Here is a 25,360-nt window from a genome sequence, read left to right as displayed (position 1 = left end):
GGGCATGTTCAACAAGAATTCGGCGGTTCCAGCCTTCCTGGGAGGAGAAAGATGGGTGCACCGCAAGAAAGGGTTCATGCGGACCGTATTCTGTCCGCAATCCACACCGGCGGGTCTGCCCGCTCGGCACTGGTGGCGTCGTGGCAGCGTTCTGCCGAACTGCACAAGCTCGATCCTGCCGCCCCCGGTGCGGTGCGCACACTTTCAGAAGGCGAATTCCGCACCGCGCACGAGCGGGTGGAGCGGCTGGTCAGCGTGGCGCAGGCCAGCATGGATCGCCTTTACCTGGCGGTCGGCGGTGTCGGCTGCTGCGTGCTTCTGGCCGATAGCGAAGGCGTGCCGGTCGAGCGGCGCGGGGCGGCCAGCGACGACGACACCTTCTATCGCTGGGGCCTCTGGACGGGCGCGGTATGGAGCGAGGAAAGCGAAGGCACAAACGGTATCGGCACCTGTATTGTCGAACAGCGCGCGCTGACCATTCACCGCGACCAGCACTTTCATTCGCGCAATGTCGGACTGTCCTGCACGGTGGCCCCGATCCACGATCATCAGGGTCGCCTCATGGCCGCGCTCGATGTTTCATCCTGCCGCTCCGATCTGACGGAAGCCTTTGCGCAGCTCATTTCGGTGGCGGTGATCGACGCGGCGCGCCGGATAGAGGCGGAAAATTTCCGGCAGGCTTTTCCAAAGGCGCGCATCATGCTTGCGCCCAGCGTGGACCGCAGCGGCGGCGCCTTGATCGCGGTCGACAAGGACGATCTGGTAATCGGCGCGACACGAGCTGCGCGTCTGGCGCTCGGCCTTGACGATGCGGCGCTGGCGGGCCCGCTGCCTGCTGCCGATATTCTCGGCTGGAATGCCGATCCGCGCGAGGATATGGCAGAGTCAGAACGCGGCGTCATCCTGCGGGCGCTGGCCCGCGCGGAAGGGAATATTTCCGCCGCCGCAGGGCTTCTGGGCATCAGCCGGGCGACGCTGCATCGCAAGCTGAACCGTCTCAAGATCATTCGCCCTCATTGAACTGCTGGCAAAATCATCTGACGCAACTGTCTCAATATTGCGACACATGATCTTGCGAGCATGGAATGGCGGGATGACTCTTCCCCGCTATCGCGCGATCCTCCCTGTTGAAGCGCTGTAGGAGCGGCGTTAACTCGGGAGGAAGTCATGAATAAGGTTGAATTCAGCCGGACGGTGAAGCCGGCTTTTGCCAAACGTTATGGCAATTTCATCGGCGGCAAATGGGTCGAACCCAAGTCGGGTCGCTATTTCGAAAATACCTCACCGGTCAATGGCCAGGTTCTGTGCGAAGTCGCGCGTTCCGACGCGGCGGATGTTGAAGCCGCGCTCGATGCCGCTCATGCCGCCAAGGAAGCATGGGGTCGCACAAGCGTTGCCGAACGCGCGCTGATCCTCAACCGCATTGCTGATCGCATCGAGGAAAACCTGCCTGCGCTCGCTGCCGCCGAAACATGGGACAACGGCAAGCCGATCCGCGAAACCACCGCTGCCGATCTTCCGCTGGCCGTCGATCACTTCCGCTATTTCGCCGGTGTCATTCGCGCGCAGGAAGGCGGCATTTCGGAAATCGACCACGACACGGTCGCCTACCACTTCCATGAACCGCTGGGCGTTGTCGGCCAGATCATTCCGTGGAACTTCCCGATCCTGATGGCGGTGTGGAAACTGGCCCCGGCGCTCGCCGCTGGCAACTGCGTGGTGCTTAAGCCCGCCGAACAGACCCCTGCCTCAATCCTCGTCCTAATGGATCTGATCGGCGATCTGCTGCCCGCAGGCGTGGTCAATGTGGTCAATGGTTTCGGTCTCGAAGCAGGCAAGCCGCTGGCATCCAGCCCGCGCATCGCCAAGATCGCCTTCACCGGCGAAACCACGACTGGCCGCCTCATCATGCAATATGCCAGCCAGAATCTCATCCCGGTCACGTTGGAACTTGGTGGCAAGTCGCCCAACATCTTCTTCAAGGACGTGGCAGCCGAAGATGACGACTTCCTCGACAAGGCCATCGAAGGTTTTGTCATGTTCGCGCTCAATCAGGGTGAAGTCTGCACCTGTCCGAGCCGTGCGCTGGTTCATGAATCGATCTACGACAAGTTCATGGAAAAGGCGTTAAAGCGTGTGGAAGCCATCGTGCAGGGCGATCCGCTCGACCCGGCAACGATGATCGGCGCGCAGGCATCGAGCGAGCAGCTTGAGAAAATTCTAAGCTATCTCGACATCGGTCGTCAGGAAGGCGCCGAAGTGCTGACCGGCGGTGAGCGCAATGTCCTGCCGGGCGATCTGGCGGGCGGCTATTACGTCAAGCCGACCGTGTTCAAGGGCAACAACAAGATGCGCATCTTCCAGGAAGAAATTTTTGGACCGGTCGTGTCTGTTGCAACCTTCAAGGACGATGCGGAAGCGCTCTCGATTGCCAATGACACGCTCTATGGTCTGGGTGCCGGTATCTGGACCCGTGACGGTACACGCGCCTATCGCTTCGGTCGCGCCATTCAGGCGGGCCGCGTGTGGACCAACTGCTACCACGCCTATCCGGCCCATGCGGCCTTTGGCGGCTACAAGCAGTCGGGCATCGGTCGCGAAAACCACCTGAAGATGCTGGAGCACTATCAGAACACCAAGAACATGCTCGTCAGCTACAGCCCGAAAAAGCTTGGTTTTTTCTGAGGTCTGAATATCGCGCGTTGCAATGCGGAGAAGATGTCTCCGCATTGCGTCTAATCAAAGAGCATTCCCGTCTTCCATGTCAGTATTGCGTTGGAAGAACGGTATCAGTTCACCCTCCCAAGGGGACTGTCGAAGGGGCCTGGGCGAAAATGCCCGGGCGACCCTTTCGGCCCATAAGTGTCACGCGGCTGGCTGGACGCGGCAACAGGGTGCACCATATTTCCGACTACATTTCTTCCGTCCCGTCTCGGGGAACAGCTTGAAAGAAACTCAATTCGATAACGAAGGAGAGACTTTATGGCCAAGACAATGAAAGCGGCAGTGGTACGAGAATTTGGCAAGCCGTTGACAATCGACGAAGTGCCGATACCTGAGCCGGGACCGGGGCAGATTCAGGTGGCCATTCAGGCTTCCGGCGTCTGCCATACAGATCTTCATGCCGCCGAAGGCGACTGGCCGGTGAAGCCCAATCCACCATTTATCCCGGGTCATGAAGGTGTGGGTTTTGTGTCGGGCGTGGGGGCTGGCGTCAAGCATGTGAAGGAAGGCGACCGCGTTGGCGTTCCATGGCTTTACACGGCCTGCGGTCATTGCCGCCACTGTCTCGGCGGCTGGGAAACACTCTGCGAGGAACAGCTCAATACCGGCTATTCGGTCAATGGCGGCTTTGGGCAATATGTGGTGGCCGATCCGAATTTCGTCGGCCATTTGCCAAAAAATATCGATTTCAACGAGATCGCCCCGGTGCTTTGTGCTGGTGTCACGGTCTATAAGGGCCTCAAGGTGACCGACACCAAACCGGGCGACTGGGTGGTGATTTCCGGTGTCGGCGGTCTTGGCCATATGGCGGTGCAATATGCCAAGGCCATGGGGATGAATGTTGCGGCCGTCGATATCGACGACAAGAAACTCGACCTTGCCCGCAAGCTTGGTGCGACGGTGACGGTCAATGCCAAGACGAACAAGGACCCGGCAGCTTATATCAAGAAGGAAACCGATGGCGGCGCGCAAGGCGTACTGGTGACGGCAGTTTCGCCGATCGCCTTTGAACAGGCGCTCGGCATGGTGGCGCGCGGCGGCACGGTATCGCTGAACGGCCTGCCGCCGGGCGATTTTCCGCTGTCGATTTTCAACATGGTGCTGAACGGCGTCACCGTGCGCGGGTCCATCGTCGGCACTCGCCTTGATCTTCAGGAATCGCTCGACTTCGCCGCCGACGGCAAGGTCAAGGCAACCATCCGCACCGAGAAACTGGAAGATATCAACTCCATCTTCGATGACATGCGCAAGGGCAATATTGAAGGCCGTGTCGTGATGGATCTGACGCAATAAAGCGTGCAGGATAGACTCTGTAAGTTCCGAGCGGGCGGACCTGTTTCGCTCGCTTGCATGCGAGGGAGGAGAAAATGTTGCAAGAAAACCCGCAAAGGGGCGAGCAGGACAACGGCAAGGGGCAAGTCAGCGCCACCCTCGACGCTCTCAAGCTTATTCGTGAATTGCAGGCTGAATATGGGCCGATCATGTTCCATCAGTCGGGCGGCTGCTGCGATGGTTCTTCGCCAATGTGCTATCCGCAGGGCGAATTCGTCATTGGCGATACGGATGTGAAGCTGGGCGAGATTGGCGGCGCGCCGGTCTATATCAGCGGCCCGCAATATGAAGTCTGGAAGCACACCGAACTCATCATCGATGTTGTTCCGGGGCGCGGGGGCATGTTCTCGCTCGATAATGGGCGGGAGGTGCGTTTTCTGACGCGATCCCGCATATGTTCCGTTCCCTGAAAGCTTTGGCCTTTTCGTTATCCGGCGAACAAGCTATTTACATAGGCTCTTCGGGGAGGAAGTCGATTCTACATGGCCGCAACGGGTAAGAGAGCGACGATACACGATGTGGCGCGTCTGGCGGGCGTGTCGATCAAGACCGTTTCACGCGTTTATAACGACGAACCGAATGTGCGCGAGGCGATCCGCGAAAAGGTGCGCGAAGTGGGGCAGGAGCTGCGCTATCGGCCCAATGCGGCGGCACGCAATCTGGTGGAGCGCCGCTCGCATCTGATCGGCCTTTTCTTCGAAAATCCCAGTTCCAGCTATGTCGCCGAATTGCAGATGGGCGCGCTGGAACGCCTGCGCGGCACGCGCTATCGCCTGCTGATTTTTCCGGTCGAGAACCGCGCCGATATTCGCGGTGCACTGATCGAAACCGCCCATGCATCGGGCCTCGACGGCATCATCGTGACGCCGCCCATGTCGGACGATCCGGAAATTTTGCAGGAACTTTCCGCTTCGGCCATGCCCTTTGCGCGCGTGGCGGGCGATGTCAACGTACATCCAACCGACAGTATTTCAATCGATGACGAGGCCGCAGCCGTCGATTTGGTGAACTATCTTCTGAAACTCGGTCATCGGAAGATCGCCATCATCATCGGCGACCCGACCCACCGCTCCGCCGAATTGCGGCTTGCCGGATACCGGAAGGCGCTGGACGCGGCGGGGATCGAGCGCAATCCGGATTATGAGGCGCAGGGCGGGTTCAGCTTCGCCAGCGGTTTGGTCGCCGGAAAGAAGCTTCTGTCACTCGAAAATCGTCCAACGGCGATCTTCGCGTCCAATGATGATATGGCGGCAGCCGTGGTGCAGATGGCGCATGACCACAAACTGTCTGTTCCGGGCGATATTACCGTGGTCGGTTTCGACGACAGTTCGATTGCCAGCATGGTATCGCCGCAGATCACCACCGTGCGCCAGCCAATCTTCGAAATGGCGCGCGGGGCGGCGGATATGCTGTTGAACCATATCGAAAATGGCCAGATTTCGCCTGCCCGGAAGATCGATTACAAGCTGATCATTCGTCAGTCAGCCGGCAAGGCCCCTGTATAGCTTTCAGCTTTGGGATGGCACGGGGAAAAACCGGTCTCGCGCGTAACTGCTGCCGAAGATCATGTCATATTGCAGCATCTGGTAATCGCGCAGCAGGGGCGCAAAAGGCGGGCGCTGTTGCCAGCCTTCATCGGCATTTTCACCGCTATCGAACACGGCATGCGCATCGACGACGCGATACTGGTCATGCAGCTGGCGCAGGAAACCGGTGTAATAGGGATGCTGCATCCCGGCCATTTCGAGTATCTGCATTGGCAGGAATGCCGGGCTGATCGTGCCCGTACCGCGTTCCGCGCCGCGCTTGTTCGACCACAGCACCAGCGGCGTTTCATGCTGGAGAAGCATGTCGCGAGCAGGCGCGATGCGGCTTGCAACACGTTCCTGCATGAAGCCGGTTTCCGTATAGACGGGCCCGAGCGGCGGCAGGTGATCGCCGAAGAATACAAGAATGGTCTCGCGTTCGCGCTTTGACGCCCAGTCCATCAGACGTGCGAGGCTGGCGTCGGCATCCATCGCGCCTTGTGAATAGGTGCGGATCGACTGGCGCACAGCGTCGCTGGCGTCGGCCTGCACGTCGAGCTTCGAATCCGGATAGCGGTTGGCCTCATAGGGACCGTGGCCTTGCAGCGAAACAGCAAAGAAGAAGAACGGGTCTTCCTGCGCATCCGCCTCGCGAATGATCTCGCTGGTCAGCGCATCGTCCGAGGCGAGCATGCCGCGCTTTTCCAGAGGTGGCATGTTTTCTTCGGACATGAACTTGTCAAAGCCCATATTTTCATAGACGGGACCGCGGTTCCAGAACCACTGGCGATAGGGGTGGATCGCCCGGGTTGCATAGCCCTGTTCCTTGAAGAAGCTCGCGAGCGAAGGCAGCGGACGCCGGACATATTGCTGATAGGGAATGCTGCCGGAAGGCAGGAATGCCTTGGAAAAACCGGTCAGCGCTTCGAACTCGACATTGGCGGTCATGCCGCCAAATTCCGGCGAGAACACATGGCCGGATTGTTCAGCGCGCACGGTCGGGATCGGATCAGCACTGAACGCCACGCCCGGCAGGCGGGTCGGGTCCCAGAAGGACTCGCTCATGATCATGATGACGTCGGGTTTGCCGGTTTCAAGTGCTGCGGGAATGAGCTGCGCGGGCGGCTCGATCGAGGCAATTGCTTCCGGCGAATAGCCTTCCGGCGCAAACACGGTTGCCATCGGCACATTCAGGATGAAGGCCATGGTGAAACCATTATGCGCGTAATTTTCCTTCTGATCCCACATGATGGGCAGAACGCGCAGACGGTCACGCGCCAGCGAAAAGCTGGAATAATCGGAAATGAAGGCGAACCACGCCAGCAGCGGCAGCGCGAAGGCCAGACGAAGCACGCGGCCTTTCCACGGAATGCGGTCGAAACGACGCCACCAGAAAAGGCTCGCGGCAATCAAAAGTGCTGCGCTGGCAAGCAGGAGAAGGGCGATGCCGACAGCGCTCCACGGGCGTTCACGCACCAGAAGCGGCAGCAGATCGACGATCTGGCGGGCATAGAGAAAATCGCTCGGATAAAGCGGGTCGCCGAGATAAAGGCTTTTCTCCCGCGCAGTGGCGGCGGCGATCAGCGCCAGCGGCCCCACCACGAAAAGCCCGTAATGGATGCGCCCGAAAATCGCGTCGCTGGCGGTCAGCACCACAACGAAGAAGGCAACCGTCGTCCATGCAGGCTTGTGCGGCGTGCGGAAAAACGCAATCGTTTCGGCAAAAGAACCGCGAAAAATCCATTCAACGGAGAAAACCAGAAGAACGGACAGAACAATGGAAGCAAGAGCAACCCAGGCAACACGCACAGGCCAGGAAACATGCGAAGCGCCGAAAATGGCAGCATCGCTCCAGCGACGTTCGCCCGCGTTTTCCACTACTCCAGACATGCCTTACTCGCTACCATTTCTTCCTGTGAGAAATTTCGTGTCACATTTCTGTCATGGAAATGTCAAGCCACGGTTGAGCGGCGGGTGATACCGGACGTGATCTGAACGCACAATGAATGGAAAAAGCCCAATAAAAATAGGGCCGGAATTGCTCCCGGCCCTATTCTTCAAGTGCTGACGATAATCGTCGTTTAAATGACGTCCTCAAGCCCCTTGGTTAGTTCCAGCGCCTGCCGTTCGAACAGGCGGCGATAGATCCCGCCCGGCTTCCGGATCAACGCGTCGTGGTCGCCTTCCTCGATGATGCGACCCTTGTCGAAGACCAGCAGCCGGTCGAGTGCGCGCACCGTCGAAAGCCGGTGCGCGATGACGAGCGTGGTGCGCCCGACCATCAGGCGTTCCATCGCCTGCTGGATCAGCACTTCCGATTCCGAATCGAGGCTGGACGTTGCCTCGTCGAGGATCAGAACCGGCGCATTGGCGAGAAACGCCCGGGCGATGGCCACGCGCTGGCGTTCGCCGCCCGACAATTTTACGCCGCGCTCACCCACCAGTGTCGCATAGCCCTTCGGCAGCCGCATGATGAAGTCATGCGCGCTGGCAAGGCGTGCCGCTTCCTCGATCTCGGCTTGTGTTGCGCCGGGGCGGGCATAGGCGATGTTCTCGGCCAGCGTGCGGTGAAACAGGATCGGCTCCTGCTGCACGATGGCGATCTGCGAGCGCAGTGACGCCTGTGTCACGTCGGCGATGGTCTGGCCGTCAATGCGGATGGCGCCGTCATTAACGTCGTAAAGCCGCTGGATGAGCTTCACGAAAGTGGTCTTGCCGGAGCCGGAATGGCCGACAAGGCCAACCCGCTCGCCCGCATCGATCTTGACCGAGAAGTCGCGGTAAAGCGCGGCTTCATGGTTGCCATAATGGAAGGTGACGTGATCGAAGGTGATCTCGCCCGCGCCGATCCTGATGGCGGGCGCGCCAGACCTGTCGGCAATGCCATAGGGCTGTGCTTCGATCTCGACCAGTTCCTCCATGTCGTTGACCGACCGTTGCAGGTTGCGGATATGCATGCCGACATCGCGCAGATAGCCCTGTAGCATGAAGAATGCCGTCAGAACGAAGGTGATATCGCCTGCAGTGGCCTTGCCCTGGCTCCACAGATAGAGCGCAAAGGCAATAACAACGCCGCGCATAACCAGAAGGTTCGCGCCCTGAATGAAGCCATTCAGCGTGCCGATCAGCCACGTGCGGCGCGTGCGACTGCGCCACTTGGTAACGACCTTCGAAAGACGAACATCTTCGCGGCTTTCCGCGCCGAATGCCTTCACGACAGCGTTGCAGGAGATGGCATCGGCCAGCGAGCCACCCATGCGCGTGTCCCAGCTATTGGCCAATGTTGCGGCAGGCGCAACGAAGCCGAGCGAAATCACAATCGTGCAGACGATGAATAGCACAGAGCCGATTGCAACCAGCAAGCCCATCAACGGCCAATACCACGACAGCAACGCAACGGAGCCAAGCAGCATCAGCAAGGATGGTAGCAAGGCGATGATCAGCGTGTCATTGAGCAGATCGAGCGCCCACATGGCACGCGAAACCTTGCGCACCGTCGATCCGGCAAAGGCATTGGCGTGCCAGTCGGTCGAAAACCGCTGCAACTTGTGGAACGAACTTGCCGCCATGTCGCTCATGATCTTCAAGGTAAAGTCGGTGATGACATAGAAGGTCAGCTGGCGGGTGATCAGCGCCAGCGCGCCGAGTGCAAGCAAGATCACCAGTGCTTCGATTGCACTGTTCCAGGCGCTGTCGCCGCTTAGCGAAAGCGCATCCACCAGCCGTCCGGAATAGAGCGGGGTCAAGACATCTGCGGCTGTTGCAAGCAGCATGCCGATTATCATCAGCGCCAGCCGCAAGGGCTGACTTCGCCAATGGCTGAAAGTGTAGCCGAGGACATTGCGGAACGCAGGCCCCCGGAAATCGAGACGAAACCGAGTCATATCCATATTACCAGCCTGTGCTCGCGCGCAGAAACTGGCCCTTGATTGAGAAAAACAAAACGATCGGCACCCGGAGGAGCCGCGAACAGCGATGGTTTGGAAAGATGCTCCGAAGGAGCGGACAGGTCAGCCTGCCGGGTGGGCCGCGGACCTAGCGGTTAGAAGCGCCCGCGAAAACACTGGGCACCATTGGGAACGGGTAATGGACACGCATCTCATACCTCCTGCCAGTGTTTCAGATGGTTGCACAATAAATGAGCAAACCCATTTGCCAAGGCCCAAAATGCAATTTCTGGTCTGCAAGGGGCGGGGTGTGGCAATTTTGCAAGTTTTCGAATTTCTGAATTTTAAAAGTAATACTTTTCAATTTTTCTGTTACAAGCGCTTGCGCCCTTGCATTCGCCTGTTCGCTGCGCGAATGAAGGTCAGATATATCAGTGCCGCACGGCCGATATCGGGAATTCACGGGAGAGTTACATGACAATTCATCAGAATCTGATCGCTGGCGAGTGGGTTGGCGGCGACGGCATTGCCAATATCAATCCGTCCGACACCAACGATGTGGTGGGCACCTATGCCCGCGCCACCGCCGACGACACCAAAGCTGCGATTGCCGCTGCAAAGGCCGCTTTCCCGGCCTGGTCGCGTTCCGGCATTCTGGAGCGCCACGCAATTTTGCGTAAGGCTGCCGACGAAATTCTGGCGCGCAAGGACGAGCTTGGCCGTCTCCTGTCGCGCGAAGAGGGCAAGACGCTGGCCGAAGGCATTGGTGAGACCATCCGCGCCAGCCAGATCTTCGATTTCTTCGCAGGCGAAGCCTTGCGCCTTGCCGGTGAAACGCTGCCTTCGGCGCGTCCGGGCATCGGCGTTGAAGTCACCCGTGAACCGGTCGGCGTCGTCGGCATCATCACGCCGTGGAATTTTCCGATCGCCATTCCGACCTGGAAGATTGCGCCCGCGCTCTGCTATGGCAACACCATTGTTTTCAAGCCAGCCGACCTCGTGCCGGGCTGCTCCTGGGCGATTGTTGATATCCTGCACCGCGCCGGACTGCCGAAGGGCGTTCTCAACCTCGTCATGGGCAAGGGCTCGGTTGTCGGTCAGACCATTCTGGACAGCGCCGATGTTCAGGCCGTGACCTTCACCGGCTCGACCGGCACGGGCAAGCGCGTTGCTGCCGCCTCCATCGAGCATAACCGCCGTTTCCAGCTGGAAATGGGCGGCAAGAACCCGGTCGTTGTTCTGGATGATGCCGATCTCAATGTCGCGGTCGAATCCGTCGTCAATTCAGCCTTCTTCTCGACCGGCCAGCGCTGCACGGCATCCTCGCGCATCATCGTGACGGAAGGCATCCACGACAAGTTCGTTGCCGCCGCCATCGAAAGGCTGAAGGGCGTCGTGGTCGATAATGCCCTGAAGCAGGGCACGCATATCGGCCCGGTCGTGGATGAAAGCCAGCTTCAGCAGGACATGGATTATATCGAGATCGGCCGCAAGGAAGGCGCGAAGCTTGCCTTTGGCGGCGAACGCCTCAACCGCGAAACGCCGGGCTTCTATCTCCAGCCAGCGCTCTTCACCGAGGCCACCAACCAGATGCGCATCAGCCGCGAGGAAATCTTTGGCCCGGTCGCTTCGGTCATCCGCGTCAAGGATTATGAAGAAGCGCTTGCCACCGCCAACGATACGAACTTCGGTCTGTCGTCGGGCATCTGCACGACGAGTCTGAAATATGCGACCCATTTCAAGCGCAATTCGGAAGCGGGCATGGTGATGGTCAATCTGCCCACCGCCGGCGTCGATTTCCACGTGCCATTCGGCGGGCGCAAGGGTTCGAGCTACGGTCCGCGGGAGCAGGGCCGCTATGCCGCCGAGTTCTACACGACGGTCAAGACGGCCTATACGCTGGCCTGATGAAGCATGTCTCCCGAAAGTGGGAACCGGTTTCGGGATAAAGACATGCGTAAAAACAAAAGCTTTAGCGGTCTGAGAGAATGCGAAAACCGGCGGTTCCCCCGCCGGTTTTTTTATGCGGCTTTTTTAGGCCATGCGGCGAGCTTGCGGGCGAAATGCGATACCGTGCCATGCAGCAGCATGGTGAAAGCCGCCAGCACGAACAAGCAGGCGAACATCAGATCCACCTTGGCGCGACCATTGGCGAGCAGCATCAGATAGCCGAGACCTTTCGATGCGCCGACCCATTCGCCCACCACCGCGCCGATGGGCGCATAGACGGCGGCAAGACTGAGGCCCGACGCCAGCGATGGAAAGGCGGACGGGATGCGGATGCGAAACAGGATCGCCATGCGTCCGGCCCCCAGAATTTCCGCTGCGTCGATCAGGCTCGTTTCGGTGCGCCGCATGCCGTCGAAGAAGGTCGAAACGATGGGGAAGAAAATCATCAGCACGGTGACCGCTATCTTCGATGCGGGACCATAGCCGAGCCACAAGGTCAAAATGGGGGCGAGTGCGAAGATCGGGATCGCCTGACTGAATACCATGGCGGGCATGACAAGCCGCTGCGCCAGCGGCGACATCATCAGGCAGATCGCGGTGGCGATGCCGACCGCACTGCCGAGGACAAGGCCGCCCAGCACTTCGCCGATGGTGGCGGCGGCGTTCTCAGCAATCAGCCCGGCATTGCCGATCAGCGCCTGCACCACATCGAGCGGGCCGGGCAGGATGAAGCGCGGCATCTGGCCGATGCTCACCACCGCTTGCCAGATGGCCAGCGCCACTGCCGCCGACAGCAAGCCGTCGGCGATGCGCCTTGTGCGGGAACGAGTCGAAATCGTGGCGTCCAACTAAGCCGCCTTCATCATTTTGCTGACGCAGTTTCGGACGGAAAACCGGTTCCCACTTTTCCTGAAACTGCTTTCAACCCCATCGACCAGAAATCGGCTTCGAGCCTGCTTGCGGTTGCAAAAATCTGGCAGAGCCTTGGCCAACGCGGGCTTTTCTCGAAGTCGTCGCCGATGCGGTCTTTGGCGGCCTGATCGAACAGCTTGCCGACCGTGTGGCACATGTCCTGATATTCAGGCCCCGCATAGGTGTCGATCCACTCCTGATAGGGTGTGCCGGGCAGGGCGGTCACGGCGAGGTTGAGGCCGATTTCACCATAGCCATGCGCGCAGGGCACAAGCGCGGTGAGAAGATCGAGGAAGTCGCCGGCCTGCCCGCAGTCGAGCACATAGCGCGTATAAGCGAGGTTTTCCGGCTCTTCTTTGGTCGCGTAAAGCTCGTCTTCGCTGATCCCCTCGCGGGCGCAGATGCTGACATGCAGCGGCAGTTCCATATGGGCAAGGCCGTGCATGATATCGGCGCAGAGCCGGGTTTCCTGCAATGTGTTGGCCTTGACCACGCCGAGCGCAAAAGCACGGGCATAGTGGTGCAGATAGACATAATCCTGACGCAGATAATGCAGGAAGGCGGCTTTCGGCAGCGTGCCGTCGCCCAATCCCCGCACGAAGTCATGCTCGATATAGGGCTTCCAGTCGGCAAGGGTCGCGGCGCGAAGCCGCGTGAACAGTTCGGATGAATAATGCGGCTGTGGCTGGCTCATGACTTGCTCCCTTCGGCGTTGACGTCGATGGCGAATTTCTCGACCGGCAGGATGGAAGGAACCAGATTGTTCTCCTTGAGATAGGCCTCGTAACGCTGCCAGCGACCATAATCGAGGCTTGCAGGCGCGCGGGAAAAGCGCGCGACGGTGTCTTTCCAGGCGCGCTGGTTCAGCTCGTCGTTGAGTTCGGTGCTGTAGGATGAAAACAGCTCAAAGCCCTTTTCCGGGTGATTGACGATATATTGCGCTGCCTTTTCGGTGGCTGCGAGGAAGCGCGAAATCTTGTCCTTTTCCGCTGCATCCAGTTTGTCGGAAGCGGCGACATAGACCAGCTCGTCATAAACCGGCACGCCTTCTTCCTCGACGAAAAAGCATTTGCCGGGCACGCCTTCGACAGCCATCTGGTTCAGCTCGACATTGCGATAGGCACCCATCACCGCATCGACCTGCTTCGACATAAGCGATGGCGCCAGCGAGAAATTCACATTGATGAGTTCAACGTCGGAGAGTTTGACGCCATGCTGGCCGAGAATGGTGCCAAGCAAGGTTTCTTCGGTTCCGGCGACCGAATAGCCGATCTTCTTGCCCTTGAGATCGGCAATGGCATTCACCGATCCGTCATCGCGGGTCATCAGGCAGTTGAGCGGCGAGTCGATCAGTGTCCCGACGCGGATCAGCGGAAGGCCTTCATGCACCTGAAGATGCACCTGCTGCTGATAGGAAATGGCAAGATCGGCCTGTCCTGCCGCCACCATTTTGGTGGGCGTCGACGCGTCGGCAGGCGCGACGATTTCCACGTCCAGCCCGGCATCCTTGAAATAGCCGAGCTTGTCGGCGACGATGACCGGGCCATGATCGGGGTTCACATACCAGTCGAGAATGAGTTTCAGCTTGTCGTCAGCGTGAGCCGCAGTGGCAGCCGTGACGGCGAGGCCGAACAGGGCGGCGAAGACGGTCTTTTTCATAATGTCTGCTCCAGAGCATGGTCAGCATAAGCGCGCGTGGTTTCGATCCACTGGCGCAGGCGGCTTTCGGGGTCGGCATTAAGGGTGATGTCGGTGACAACGGACACGATATCGGCGCCCGCATCGAACACGCCCGGCGCGCGTTCGACGCTCATGCCGCCGATGCCCACCAGCGGAATGTCGCCAATGCGCGCCTTCCATTGGCCAAGACGGGGCAGGCCCTGTTCGTGCCATTTCATCTTTTTCAAAATGGTCGGGTAGATGGGGCCAAGCGCGATATAGTCAGGCTTTACCGACAAAGCGCGGTCGAGTTCGGCCTCATCATGGCTCGAAACACCCAGTTTCAAACCACCGGCGCGAATGGCGTCGAGATCGGCATCGTCAAGATCTTCCTGTCCGAGATGGATGAAGTCGCAGCCTTCCTCCAGCGCCAGCTTCCAGTAGTCGTTGACGATCAGCTGACAGTCATGGGCAAGGCAAATTTCCCGTGCGGCGCGGATTTCGCTGCGCAGCTCCGCCTCGGTCTTGTCCTTGACGCGTAGTTGCACCAGCCTGACGCCGAGCGGCACCATGCGCTCAAGCCATTTGGCGCTGTCGAAGATCGGGTAGAACGGATCGAGAGCCATTACAAAAATGCCTTTCCGAGAAGAGGGGTGGATGGCGCGGCCATGTCTCGCGCTTCGATGGCGTCTGCCTCGAAAGCGAGCCGCCCGGCTTCAACCGCAAGCGCGAAACCGCGCGCCATGGCGACGGGATCGCCAGCCTTGGCGACGGCGGTGTTGATGAGCACGGCGTCATAGCCCAGCTCCATCGCCGCCGCCGCGTGGGACGGCACGCCGATGCCAGCATCGACCACCAGCGGAATATCGGGGAAATGCGCCCGCATGGTTTTCAGCGCGTAAGGATTGTTGAGGCCACGGCCCGAGCCGATGGGCGCGCCCCAGGGCATCAGCACCTTGCAGCCAGCCTCGATCAGCTTTTCCGCGACGACGAGATCGTCATTCATATAGGGAAAGACCTCAAAGCCATCGTCGCAGAGAATGCGCGCGGCTTCCACCAAGCCGAACGGGTCGGGCTGCAATGTGTCGTGGTCGCCGATCACCTCCAGCTTGATCCAGTTGGTGCCGAAGATTTCGCGCGCCATCTTGGCCGTGGTCACCGCTTCACGCGGCGTGTGGCAGCCTGCCGTATTGGGCAGAACGGCCACGCCCAGTTCGCGGATCAGCGCCCAGAAGTCCTGTCCGGCGCGCGCATCGCCGCTTTCACGGCGCAGCGACACGGTGACGATTCCGGCCCGCGAGGCGCGCACCGCATCTGCAAGAACAGCGGGCGATGGATATTGCGCCGTGCCGAGCAGCAGGCGGCTTTCGAATTGTTTTCCATAAAAGTCCAGCACGTCAGCCTCCCTGCATCGGGGCGAGAACTTCGATGCGGTCGCCAGAAGACAGGGTCGCGGTGGAGCGCTCATCGCTGGCCACGAATTCACCATTCAGCGCGGTTGCGACCACCGCTTCGTCCAGTTCGATTTCGGCGAGCAGCGCCGCCAGATTGGCTGCTGCCGTGGTGATGACTTCACCGTTCAGCACGATCGTCATGCATAGTCCTCCACAAATTCGGGCTTGGTTTCGGGCGTGGTCGCGCTCGCAACCGCCATCCGCGCTATCGCCGGCGAGAGCAGGAAGCCGTGGCGATAAAGCCCGTTGACATAGATGGTTTTGCCGCGTCGCCTTACGCGGGGCAGATTGTCGGGAAAGGCGGGGCGCGCATCGACGCCGGTTTCGAGAATCTCCGCTTCGCCGAAGGCCGGATGGAGGGCGTAAGCAGCGCTCAAAAGCTCCAATGTCGAGCGCACGCTGATGCCACTGCGCTGATCGCTTTCGATCATCGTCGCGCCGATCATGTGCACACCGTCGCCGCGCGGCACGATGTAGAGCGGAATGCGCGGATGCAGCAGGCGCACGGGCCGCGAAAGGTTGATGTCACGCGAGCGGACAACCAGCATTTCCCCCTTCACACCGCGCAGATCGGGAAGGGCGTCACGGGCGCTGAGGCCGCGTGCATCCACCACGATATCCGCATCGATCTTCGCTGCGTCCGCTTCCGTATTGAGGTGAAAGACGACACCCTTTCGTTGCAGGTTTCCGGCCAGCTCAACGAGTGTCTTGCGCGGATCGAGATGCCCTTCGCGCGCGAAGAACAGGCCCTGCCGGAAACGCTCGGCCAGATCAGGTTCCAGTGCATTGATGCGTTCATGATCGATTGTGTCGAAGGCTTCCGTCCGGCGGGCGAAACGGCGCAACTCGCTGGCATCGCGGTTGTGCGACAGAACCAGTGTGCCTTCGCGTTTGACGCCGGAAACATGTTTTTCCCACCAGCCGATGGATTCCTGACCAAGCCGCACCACAGGCTCTTCGGCGCTTTCGCCCTCGCACCATGGCGCCAGCATGCCGCCTGCCAACCACGAACAGCAATCGGAACCGATCTGCGGGCTGCGGGCAATCACTGTGACGGCATGGCCCTGATCGGTGAACTCTGCGGCGGTGGCAAGACCGGCGACACCCGCTCCGATGATGGTGACGCGCATCACGCAATCTCCTCCGCCCGGATTGTCCAGAGGTCATGGAAATGATGCACCGGCCCGTGGCCGTGTCCGATCTTCAATGTGTCGGCGGCGCGGATTGCCCCTTGCAGATAGGTATGTGCGTTCAGAACGGCTTTCTCCAGCGGCAGGTTTTTGGCAAGCTCTGCGGCTATGGCCGAGGAGAGCGTGCAGCCTGTGCCATGGGTGTTACCGGTCAAGATACGCGGTGCTTCAACCCGCAGCGTCGGCTGATCGGGGCGCACCAGCAGATCGACGCATGTTTCGCCTTCCGCATGGCCGCCTTTCATCAAAACGGCTTTCGCGCCGAATTCGAGCAAGGCGCGTCCTTGTTCCTCGGCGTCCGCATCGTCGAGCGCCAGACCGCAGCCGAGCAGGCAAGCCGCTTCTGGCCGGTTGGGCGTCAAAAGCGTGGCCAGCGGCACCAGTTTCTGGCGCAAAAGCGCAATGGCGTTTTCGCTCAAAAGCCGGTCGCCCGACTTTGCCACCATCACCGGATCGACAACGACGGGACCGGAAAAATGCGCAAGGCCGCGCGCGATGGCGTCGATGGTTTCAGGCACGGAAACCATGCCGATCTTCACTGCCGCAACATCGAGATCGCTGAAAACGGCGTCGATCTGCCCTGCGACGATAGCGGGCGGGATATCGTGCACCGCGCTTACCGTGCAGGTGTTCTGCACGGTCACAGCGGCAATGACGCTTGCGCCATAAACGCCAAGTGCGGAAAATGTCTTGAGGTCGGCCTGAATGCCAGCGCCGCCACCGCTGTCGGAACCGGCAATGGTTACACAGATGGGCACAGACCGCATCTGGCCATTGTTGGTTTTGCTTCGGGAGAAACTATGTTTCTGGTTCATCGTGTCGTCTCTCATTCCGAACGGAAAGATGAGACGCCATGAACCTTTATGGAGCGTAAGCTCCTCTGGGGAATGAACCCCGTCCGCGACGCGTCAAACTCCGTTCCCTACGCAGGTATTACCCGGATCAGGTTCAATGGGTTAACGCGAGAACGCGCCTCTCAGCCTCTTTAGAGGCACCCCAACGAATTTTGCGTCCATAGGCATAGGCCGGAAGTTTTGAGTGGTCAAGCAATGTCTTCGCTGGTCGGGAAACAGTGTTGTCCCGTGTCTTGCACTGTGATTGGGCGCGATGAAAACGCCATCATCAGAAAAAACTTATATGAGCCTGTTTTTCATATATGGTTTGTTAAAACCATTGGTCGTAATCTAGTTGCGGGGAAGTGTGTCTGGGTGGCGGTCCCCGCTTGTCTGTTTGTGAGCCTGTCTCATGAACACATGCGGAATATGATGTTCCAGTGAGAGGTTTTGTTGGCTAATTAGAACGACGGCATGTGTCGGCTTGGGGCAAGGGGTTTATAATGGCGAAGCGGAAAGCCGGTCCGGTACAGGCGGGAAGCTCCATGGCGAGCACGCCCCAGCAGGATTTCCGTATTCTGTTCACCACCCATCCAACGCCGATGTGGGTCTATGATCCACAAACATTGGGCTTCATCATCATGAATGATGCCGCCTATGCGCTTTACGGCTACACGCCCGATGAACTGCCCGGCATGACGGTCCTCGATATTCGTCCGCATACCGAGCGCGAGCGTATGCTGAGCGCTGTCCGGGATCGCAGCGATCTGGAACGTCCGGAGCGCTGGCAGCACCGGCGCGCCGATGGCGAAATCATCGAAGTTCTGACCTATGGACGTGAGGTGCAGTTCGATGGCCGGGAAGCGATCCTCGCCATCGTGCAGGACCGGACCGAACTGGCCAAGGCCAACCGGCAGGCGATCCATGCCCAGTCGCTGCTCGACAGCCTCGTTAGCAATCTGCCGCTCGGCGTGTTCATCAAGGACATGCAGGATGATGGCCGCTATGTCCTCTATAATCAGGCGGCGTCGCGAGCGAGCGGCAAGGCGGTCGATGCGGTTGTCGGCTTCACCGATGCGCAGCTGATGTCGGATCTGGAACGCCGCCAATATGCGCAGCAGGATCGTCAGGTGATGAGCAAGGGCGAGGCGCTCAGCGTCGAATATAAGTCCCAACATGACGACGGAACGCAGCGCATTCTGCGTGTCATCAAGAGTTCCATTCCGCCGGTTGAGGGCGGCACGCCGCGTTATCTGATCGGCCTGATCGAAGATGTCACCGAACGGCGCGAAATCGAGGAACGCATGGCCCATATCGCCATGCATGACAGCCTGACGCGCCTGCCCAACCGCGCCGCTTTCTCCCATCATGTGGAGGAATTGCTAAAAAAGCGCGGCGATGCGGAGCCTTTTGCGCTGTTTTGTATCGATATCGATCACTTCAAGAGCATCAACGACAATATCGGCCATCAGGCGGGCGACCAGCTTTTGCAACAGGTTGCCGAGCGTTTGCGCCAGATTACCACGTCCGACCAGTTCATCGCGCGGCTTGGTGGCGACGAATTCGCCGTCATCTATCGCAGCGGCACCGTCGGCCAGATCGCCATGTTTGCAGACCGGGTGCTTTCGGCCTTTCAGGAACCGTTCCGGCTGGGTGACAATTCCGAATTCGTCACCTGCAGCATGGGCATCGCGCAGGCGCCGCTGCATGGCGACAATTCCGACGTGCTGATGCGCAATGCCGATCTGGCGCTCAATGCGTCAAAATCGAGCGGCAGGCGCACATTCCATTTCTACCAGCATTCGCTGCGTCTGGCCGCCGAAAAGCGCCACATCATGACGAGCGAACTGCGTCAGGCCTTGCTGTCCGAACAGTTCGAACTGCATTACCAGCCGATCTTCAATCTGGAGAGCGGACTGATTTCCGGCTTCGAAGCGCTGATCCGCTGGCGTCATCCCGAACGCGGCATGGTATCGCCTGCGGAATTCATTCCGCTTGCCGAGGAAACCGGATTGATCGGCCCGATTGGCGATTGGGTGCTGCTGGCTGCCTGCCGCGAGGCGGTTTCCTGGCCGGAAGATATCAAGGTCTCGGTCAATCTTTCGCCGGTCCAGTTCAGCCAGACCTCGCTTCTGCGCTCTGTCACCGATGCGCTGGATGCAGCCCGCCTGTCGCCGAACCGGCTGGAACTGGAAATCACGGAATCGGTGTTTCTCTCCAACAGCAAGCACAATATCGAATTGCTGTTCGAGTTGCGCCGTCTGGGCGCCCGCATTGCTATGGACGATTTCGGCACCGGCTATTCCTCGCTCAGCTATCTGCGCTCCTTTCCGTTCGACAAGATCAAGATCGACCGCAGCTTCGTGTCCGGCATCGAAGCGGATACGCGCGATCTTGCCATCATCCAGGCGGTGGCGACACTTGGCGCCGGCTTCAATATCGTCACCACCGCCGAGGGCGTGGAAACAGCGCAGCAGCTGGAACGCCTGAGAACCGAACGTTTCGGCGAAGTGCAGGGCTATCTGACCGGACGCCCGATGCCAGCCAGCGATGTGCATGCCTTCATCCAGAGCAATAACGGCACTGGTCTTGCCATGCCCGCAGCCCATAACCGCCTGCCGGTCTGACCCGGAAACTCCAGAAAAAACGCTGCCGCAATTCCGCTTTCAAAAAAGCGCTTGACCTTCCAACGGTGGGAAGGACTACTTATATGGCAATTCAGAAATCTAGCCTCTGTTAGAGCGCATCCCGAAAAGTGTGAAACGGTTTTCGGACAAGATGCGCGCCCGAAGGCTGAAAAGGGACCGCTAAAGGTCTCGAAGAGGATTGCCATGAACAAGCCCGTCGATCACGAAACCATCAGCTTTCCCGTTCCCGTGGAAGGCATGAGCTGCGCATCCTGTGTTTCCTCGGTCGAAAAGGCGGTGTCGAAGGTTGCAGGCGTCGATAAGGTTTCCGTCAATCTGGCCACCGAGCGCGCCGACGTAACCTTCAAAGACGCGCCGGATCTGCCTGCCGTCATCGATGCCATTCGCAAGGCGGGCTATGAGGTTCCTTCGAGCAGCGTCGATCTTGCCATTGAGGGCATGAGCTGCGCTTCCTGCGTCAGCAAGGTCGAAAAGGCGTTGAATGCGGTGCCGGGCGTGACGCGCGCCAGCGTCAATCTGGCGACCGAACGCGCCCATGTGGAACTGGCGGGTGGGGTCGAGACATCCGAACTCGTCAAGGCCGTCGAGAAAGCTGGTTACGAAGCGCGGTCGCTGAACGATAGAAAAGATGAAGCGCCAGCCGAAACCCAAAGCGAAAAGCGCGATGCCGAAGCTGCGGAACTGAAGAAGAGCGTTCTGCTGGCCGCCGTCCTGACGCTTCCGGTCTTCGTGCTGGAAATGGGATCGCATCTCATTCCCGCTGTCCATATGTTCGTGATGGACCGGATCGGCATGCAGAACAGCTGGTATCTGCAATTCGTGCTGACCACGCTCGTCCTGTTCGGCCCCGGTCTGCGCTTCTTCAAGAAGGGCATTCCGGCGCTGCTGCGCGCCACACCGGATATGAACTCGTTGGTGGTCGTCGGCACGCTTGCGGCCTGGGGCTTCTCGCTTGTCGCAACCTTCCTGCCGGGCGTTTTGCCAGCGGGCACCGTCAATGTCTATTTCGAGGCGGCGGCGGTTATCGTCACGCTGATTCTGATCGGGCGCTATCTTGAAGCGCGCGCCAAGGGGCGCACCAGTGCGGCCATCAGCCGTCTGGTCGGCTTGCAGGCCAAGTCGGCCCGCGTGGTGCGCAATGGCGAGACGATCGATGTGCCGCTGGAAGACGTGCGCGCAGGCGATATCGTGCAGGTGCGGCCCGGCGAGAAAGTGCCGGTCGATGGCGAGGTGGTCGAAGGCTCGTCCTATGTCGATGAATCGATGATCACCGGCGAGCCTGTCCCTGTCGCCAAGGACGAGGGCGCGGAAGTGGTCGGCGGCACCATCAATAAAACCGGCGCTTTCACCTTCCGCGCCACCAAGGTGGGCCGCGACATGGTGATCTCGCAGATCATCCGCATGGTCGAGGATGCGCAAGCCGACAAGCTGCCCATTCAGGCCAAGGTCGACAAGGTGACGGGCTGGTTCGTGCCCGCCGTCATGGCCGCCGCCGCGTTGACTTTCGTGCTCTGGCTCGCCATCGGAGGGACGGCCATGCTTGGCTACGCGCTGGTCAATGCCATTGCGGTGCTCATCATCGCGTGCCCTTGCGCCATGGGCCTTGCCACGCCGACCTCCATCATGGTTGGCACCGGTCGCGCCGCCGAGTTCGGCGTTCTGTTTCGCCGGGGCGATGCACTGCAAACCTTGCGCGATGCATCGATCATCGCCGTCGACAAGACCGGCACGCTGACCCAGGGCAAGCCTGCACTGGCGCATTTTGCAACGGTAGACGGTTTCGACAGGCACGAACTTCTGGCGCTGGTGGCAGCTGTCGAAGCTCGCTCGGAACATCCGATTGCCGACGCCATTGTGACGGCAGCCAGGGAAAAGGGCCTGAAGCTTGCCGATGTCTCGGCTTTCGAAGCAGTGCCGGGTTTCGGCCTCAAGGCGACCGTCTCGGGGCATGAAATCGCTATCGGCGCTGATCGCTATATGGCGAAGCTCGGCCATGATGTGGCGGTGTTTGCAGAGGATGCGACGCGCCTTGGCGATGAAGGGCAGTCGCCGCTTTATGCCGCCGTTGACGGAAAGCTTGCGGCTATCCTGACGGTCGCAGACCCGATGAAGGAGACAACGCCTGCCGCCATCGCCGCTCTACACGAACAGGGGCTCACCGTGGCGATGATTACCGGCGACAACCGCCGTACCGCACAGGCCATCGCCAAGCGGCTCGGCATTGATGAAGTGGTGGCGGAAGTGCTGCCCGACGGCAAGGTCGAAGCGCTGAAGCGGCTTTCGGCTGGTGGCAAGCGCATCGCTTTTGTCGGGGACGGCATCAACGACGCCCCGGCGCTGGCAGCGGCAGATGTGGGCATCGCCATCGGTACCGGAACGGATATCGCGATTGAAAGTGCGGATGTGGTGCTGATGTCGGGCGACCTGCGTGGTGTCGCCAATGCCATCGCCATATCCAAGGCGACGATCCGCAATATCAGCGAAAATCTCTTCTGGGCCTTTGCCTATAATGTGGCGCTCATTCCGGTCGCCGCCGGTATTCTCTACCCCTTTACCGGCACTTTGCTGTCGCCGGTTCTGGCGGCGGGCGCGATGGCGCTGTCGAGCATTTTCGTGCTCAGCAATGCGTTGCGGTTGCGGCGGTTCAAGAGTCCCCTCGGCTGACCAAAACCGCAATTCAAACTAACTCCCAAGCAAAGGCGGCTCTCACGAGTCGCCTTTTTTCATTTCCTCTGGATTTATTTTATTTCTGCCTAATGTTTAATACAGGCAGAGAGTGTCGCGGCGTCTGAAACGCAGCGGCGCTCCCACCCATCAGGACTTCTCGCATTCGATGTGTTCCGTGCGTTTCGGCTCAGGCACGGCGGGTCTGCAGTCACACTTGAAGGGGTAATATTTTGCTGATTTCCTTGACCTCCATCGTCCTTCTGCTGGTCGGGCTTGCGCTCGGCTGGGGCGGTATCGAGCTGATCACCCTGGGGGGCAGCTGGTACTATATCGTTGCGGCTGTCGGCTTTTTGCTGACAGGCGCTCTTCTCTTCAAAAGAAGCGCTTCGGCCCTGTGGCTCTATGCGCTGATCGTGCTCGGTTCGTTGGGCTGGGCCGTCTATGAAGTCGGTTTCGACTGGTGGCAGCTTGGCGCGCGTGGCGGCATTATCGTGCTGCTCGGCCTGTGGCTTTTGACCCCTTGGATCAGAAAGCCGCTCAATAGTGGCAAGGGCGGCGGCGGGCTGCCGCTGACGGTCGCGAGCGTCATCGCGCTTGCCATTGCTGGCTATTCCATGACGCAGGACCCGTACAATATTTCCGGCGACCTGCCGACAGAGAAGGTTGCGGCGACGCCGGACCTCGGCGGCAATGTGCCGGAAGGCGAATGGCACCAATATGGCCGCACGCCTTACGGCCAGCGTTATTCGCCGCTGGCGCAGATCACGCCTGACAATGTCTCCAAATTGCAGGTGGCCTGGCAGTACCAGACCGGCGACGTGAAGCAGCCGCAGGATGTTGGCGAAACCACCTATCAGGTGACGCCGCTGAAGATCGGCGATTCGCTTTATCTCTGCACGCCGCATAACTGGGCGATTGCGCTCGACGCCGCGACCGGCAAGGAAAAGTGGAAGTTCGACCCGAAGGTCGGCTTCAACACCGACCGCCAGCACCAGACCTGCCGTGGCGTGAGCTACTGGAAGGACACCAATGCAACGGCTGGCGCGAAATGTACAGAACGCGTGTATCTGCCGACCTCGGATGCGCGTCTGATCGCGCTCGACACGGCGACCGGTGAGATCTGCACCGATTTCGCCAATGGCGGTACGCTCGATCTCGGCCATGGCATGAAATATAACCCGGCCGGTTATTATTACTCGACCTCGCCTCCTGCTGTTGTTGGCGACAAGATCATTGTCGGCGGCGCCGTCAACGACAACTATTCGACGGAAGAGCAGTCGGGCGTCATCCGCGCCTTCGATATCCGCACGGGCCAGCTTATCTGGAACTGGGATTCGGGTAATCCGGACGTCACGACACCGCTGCCGGAAGGCCAGTTCTACACCACGAATTCGCCCAATAGCTGGTCGGTGTCCAGCGTGGACGAAAAGCTCGGCCTGATCTTCGTGCCGCTCGGCAATCAGGTGCCTGACCAGCTCGGCATGGGGCGCAGCGAAAATGTGGAGAAATATTCCTCCTCCATCGTCGCGCTCGATGTGAATACGGGTCAGGTGAAGTGGGTGCGCCAGACGGTCCACCATGATCTGTGGGACATGGACGTTCCGGCGCAGCCGGTGCTGCTCGATATCAATGGCACGCCTGCGCTGGTCGGCCCGACCAAGCAGGGTGACCTCTATGTGCTCGACCGCCGCACCGGCGAGCCGATCATTCCGGTCAAGGAAATCCCGGCTCCGACCGGCACTATCCCGGAAGATCATTCGTCGCCGACGCAGCCGATCTCCGATCTGACCTTCAGCCCGCCTGCATTGCGTGAAAGCGACATGTGGGGTGTGACGATGTTCGATCAACTGGCCTGCCGCATCAAGTTCCACCAGCTTGCCTATGAAGGCCGCTACACGCCACCTTCGCTGAAGGGCACCATTGTCTATCCGGGCAATTTCGGCGTCTTCAACTGGGGCAGTGTGGCGGTCGATCCGGTGCGTCAGGTCATGTTCGGCATGCCGACCTATCTGGCCTTCACCTCGCGCCTTGTCCCGCGTTCGGAAATTCCACCGAAGGGACAGGATGAGAAGGGCAGCGAACAGGGCCTGAACCGCAATGACGGCGCGCCTTATGGCGTCTTCATGGGACCGTTCCTCGGCCCGCTCGGCATTCCGTGCCAGACCCCGCCATGGGGCTATGTCACGGGCGTCGATCTGCGCACCGGCAAGACCGTCTACAAGCATCGCAACGGCACCATCCGCGATATGGCGCCGGTTCCGCTGCCGCTGAAAGTCGGCGTACCGGGCATAGGCGGACCGATGATCACGGCAGGCGGCGTTGCCTTCCTCGGTGCCGCCGTGGACAACTATCTGCGCGCCTATGACCTGACAAATGGCAAGGTTCTGTGGGAAGCACGTCTGCCCGCGGGCGGACAGGCGACACCAATGTCCTACACGGTCGGCGATCAGCAATTCGTGCTGATGGTGGCCGGTGGTCATGGCTCGATCGGCACCAAGCCGGGCGATTACGTTATCGCCTATACGCTGCCGAAGAGCTAACTCCCAACGGAAGTTGCAACAAAAACGCCGGGAGAAAT

The 25,360-nt window shown here is 59.8% G+C and carries 19 protein-coding genes and 1 riboswitch; of the genes, 9 read left to right on the top strand and 10 right to left on the bottom strand.

All coding sequences use genetic code 11. The annotated features are described in order from the left end of the window. The first annotated feature begins 51 nt into the window (after positions 1-51). The 5 genes from FIC94_RS07295 to FIC94_RS07275 all read left to right on the top strand — a co-directional run bounded on the left by FIC94_RS07295 (position 52) and on the right by FIC94_RS07275 (position 5,561). A complete protein-coding gene (locus FIC94_RS07295) occupies positions 52-1,020 on the top strand; it encodes a GAF domain-containing protein (protein ID WP_109368213.1) in 969 nt (322 codons plus the stop codon). A gap of 147 nt (positions 1,021-1,167) precedes the next feature. Then, entirely contained in the window at positions 1,168-2,685 is a 1,518-nt protein-coding gene (gene adh / locus FIC94_RS07290) for an aldehyde dehydrogenase (RefSeq protein WP_140024436.1), read from the top strand. A gap of 297 nt (positions 2,686-2,982) precedes the next feature. Next, positions 2,983-4,017 (top strand): alcohol dehydrogenase AdhP, encoded by a 1,035-nt coding sequence (gene adhP, locus FIC94_RS07285; protein WP_109368215.1) that lies wholly within the window; start codon positions 2,983-2,985, stop codon positions 4,015-4,017. A gap of 74 nt (positions 4,018-4,091) precedes the next feature. Next, positions 4,092-4,466 carry a DUF779 domain-containing protein gene (locus FIC94_RS07280; protein WP_140024435.1) on the top strand — a complete coding sequence of 125 codons (375 nt, stop codon included), beginning with the start codon at positions 4,092-4,094 and terminating at the stop codon, positions 4,464-4,466. A gap of 72 nt (positions 4,467-4,538) precedes the next feature. Beyond that, complete coding sequence (locus tag FIC94_RS07275; protein ID WP_109368217.1) at positions 4,539-5,561, top strand: LacI family DNA-binding transcriptional regulator; 1,023 nt, start codon at positions 4,539-4,541, stop codon at positions 5,559-5,561. 3 nt (positions 5,562-5,564) lie between these two features. Here the strand turns inward: FIC94_RS07275 and FIC94_RS07270 are convergent, their stop codons facing one another. Together FIC94_RS07270 and FIC94_RS07265 are read right to left on the bottom strand one after the other, a co-directional pair. After that, on the bottom strand, positions 5,565-7,472 hold the full coding sequence (locus FIC94_RS07270; protein WP_140024434.1) for an LTA synthase family protein: 1,908 nt from the start codon (positions 7,470-7,472) through the stop codon (positions 5,565-5,567). Positions 7,473-7,663: 191 nt separating this feature from the next. Then, the gene (locus FIC94_RS07265) at positions 7,664-9,466 is read right to left on the bottom strand and encodes an ABC transporter ATP-binding protein (RefSeq protein WP_140024548.1); all 1,803 of its coding nucleotides are present in this window, start codon (positions 9,464-9,466) and stop codon (positions 7,664-7,666) included. Between the two features lie 477 nt (positions 9,467-9,943). On the opposite strand from FIC94_RS07265, the gene FIC94_RS07260 reads away from it, so the two are divergent. Further along, positions 9,944-11,377: an aldehyde dehydrogenase family protein gene (locus FIC94_RS07260; protein ID WP_140024433.1), complete on the top strand. Its 1,434-nt coding sequence runs from the start codon at positions 9,944-9,946 to the stop codon at positions 11,375-11,377. A gap of 113 nt (positions 11,378-11,490) precedes the next feature. On the opposite strand, the gene FIC94_RS07255 is transcribed toward FIC94_RS07260, so the two are convergent. Genes FIC94_RS07255 through thiD form a run of 8 tightly spaced genes read right to left on the bottom strand, consistent with a single transcriptional unit; the run spans position 11,491 to position 17,449 of the window. Beyond that, entirely contained in the window at positions 11,491-12,267 is a 777-nt protein-coding gene (locus FIC94_RS07255; RefSeq protein ID WP_140024432.1) for an ABC transporter permease, read from the bottom strand. 14 nt (positions 12,268-12,281) lie between these two features. Continuing rightward, a complete protein-coding gene (gene tenA / locus FIC94_RS07250) occupies positions 12,282-13,025 on the bottom strand; it encodes a thiaminase II (RefSeq protein WP_140024431.1) in 744 nt (247 codons plus the stop codon). Then, the gene (locus FIC94_RS07245) at positions 13,022-13,990 is read right to left on the bottom strand and encodes an ABC transporter substrate-binding protein (protein WP_140024430.1); all 969 of its coding nucleotides are present in this window, start codon (positions 13,988-13,990) and stop codon (positions 13,022-13,024) included. Before FIC94_RS07245 ends, tenA begins: the two co-directional genes overlap by 4 nt. Beyond that, entirely contained in the window at positions 13,987-14,616 is a 630-nt protein-coding gene (locus FIC94_RS07240; RefSeq protein WP_140024429.1) for a thiamine phosphate synthase, read from the bottom strand. Before FIC94_RS07240 ends, FIC94_RS07245 begins: the two co-directional genes overlap by 4 nt. Beyond that, entirely contained in the window at positions 14,616-15,386 is a 771-nt protein-coding gene (locus tag FIC94_RS07235; RefSeq protein WP_140024428.1) for a thiazole synthase, read from the bottom strand. Before FIC94_RS07235 ends, FIC94_RS07240 begins: the two co-directional genes overlap by 1 nt. 1 nt (position 15,387) lies before the next feature. Beyond that, positions 15,388-15,585 (bottom strand): sulfur carrier protein ThiS, encoded by a 198-nt coding sequence (gene thiS, locus FIC94_RS07230; RefSeq protein WP_121537176.1) that lies wholly within the window; start codon positions 15,583-15,585, stop codon positions 15,388-15,390. Next, positions 15,582-16,574 (bottom strand): glycine oxidase ThiO, encoded by a 993-nt coding sequence (gene thiO, locus FIC94_RS07225; RefSeq protein WP_140024427.1) that lies wholly within the window; start codon positions 16,572-16,574, stop codon positions 15,582-15,584. Before thiO ends, thiS begins: the two co-directional genes overlap by 4 nt. After that, the gene (thiD, locus tag FIC94_RS07220) at positions 16,574-17,449 is read right to left on the bottom strand and encodes a bifunctional hydroxymethylpyrimidine kinase/phosphomethylpyrimidine kinase (RefSeq protein WP_140024426.1); all 876 of its coding nucleotides are present in this window, start codon (positions 17,447-17,449) and stop codon (positions 16,574-16,576) included. Before thiD ends, thiO begins: the two co-directional genes overlap by 1 nt. 87 nt (positions 17,450-17,536) lie before the next feature. Continuing rightward, a riboswitch (TPP riboswitch) is annotated at positions 17,537-17,643 on the bottom strand. A gap of 327 nt (positions 17,644-17,970) precedes the next feature. On the opposite strand from thiD, the gene FIC94_RS07215 reads away from it, so the two are divergent. The 3 genes from FIC94_RS07215 (at position 17,971) to FIC94_RS07205 (ending at position 25,322) form a co-directional block, all read left to right on the top strand. Further along, complete coding sequence (locus FIC94_RS07215) at positions 17,971-20,094, top strand: putative bifunctional diguanylate cyclase/phosphodiesterase (RefSeq protein ID WP_235891966.1); 2,124 nt, start codon at positions 17,971-17,973, stop codon at positions 20,092-20,094. 204 nt (positions 20,095-20,298) lie between these two features. Then, the gene (locus FIC94_RS07210; RefSeq protein WP_140024425.1) at positions 20,299-22,779 is read left to right on the top strand and encodes a heavy metal translocating P-type ATPase; all 2,481 of its coding nucleotides are present in this window, start codon (positions 20,299-20,301) and stop codon (positions 22,777-22,779) included. A gap of 233 nt (positions 22,780-23,012) precedes the next feature. Further along, positions 23,013-25,322 carry a glucose/quinate/shikimate family membrane-bound PQQ-dependent dehydrogenase gene (locus FIC94_RS07205; RefSeq protein WP_140024424.1) on the top strand — a complete coding sequence of 770 codons (2,310 nt, stop codon included), beginning with the start codon at positions 23,013-23,015 and terminating at the stop codon, positions 25,320-25,322. The last annotated feature ends 38 nt before the right edge of the window (positions 25,323-25,360 follow it).

This window comes from Ochrobactrum teleogrylli (genome assembly GCF_006376685.1).
GTDB lineage: Bacteria > Pseudomonadota > Alphaproteobacteria > Rhizobiales > Rhizobiaceae > Brucella > Brucella teleogrylli.
The sequence above is the reverse complement of the archived record's forward strand: the minus strand, read 5'-3'. Positions and strand labels throughout refer to the sequence as shown.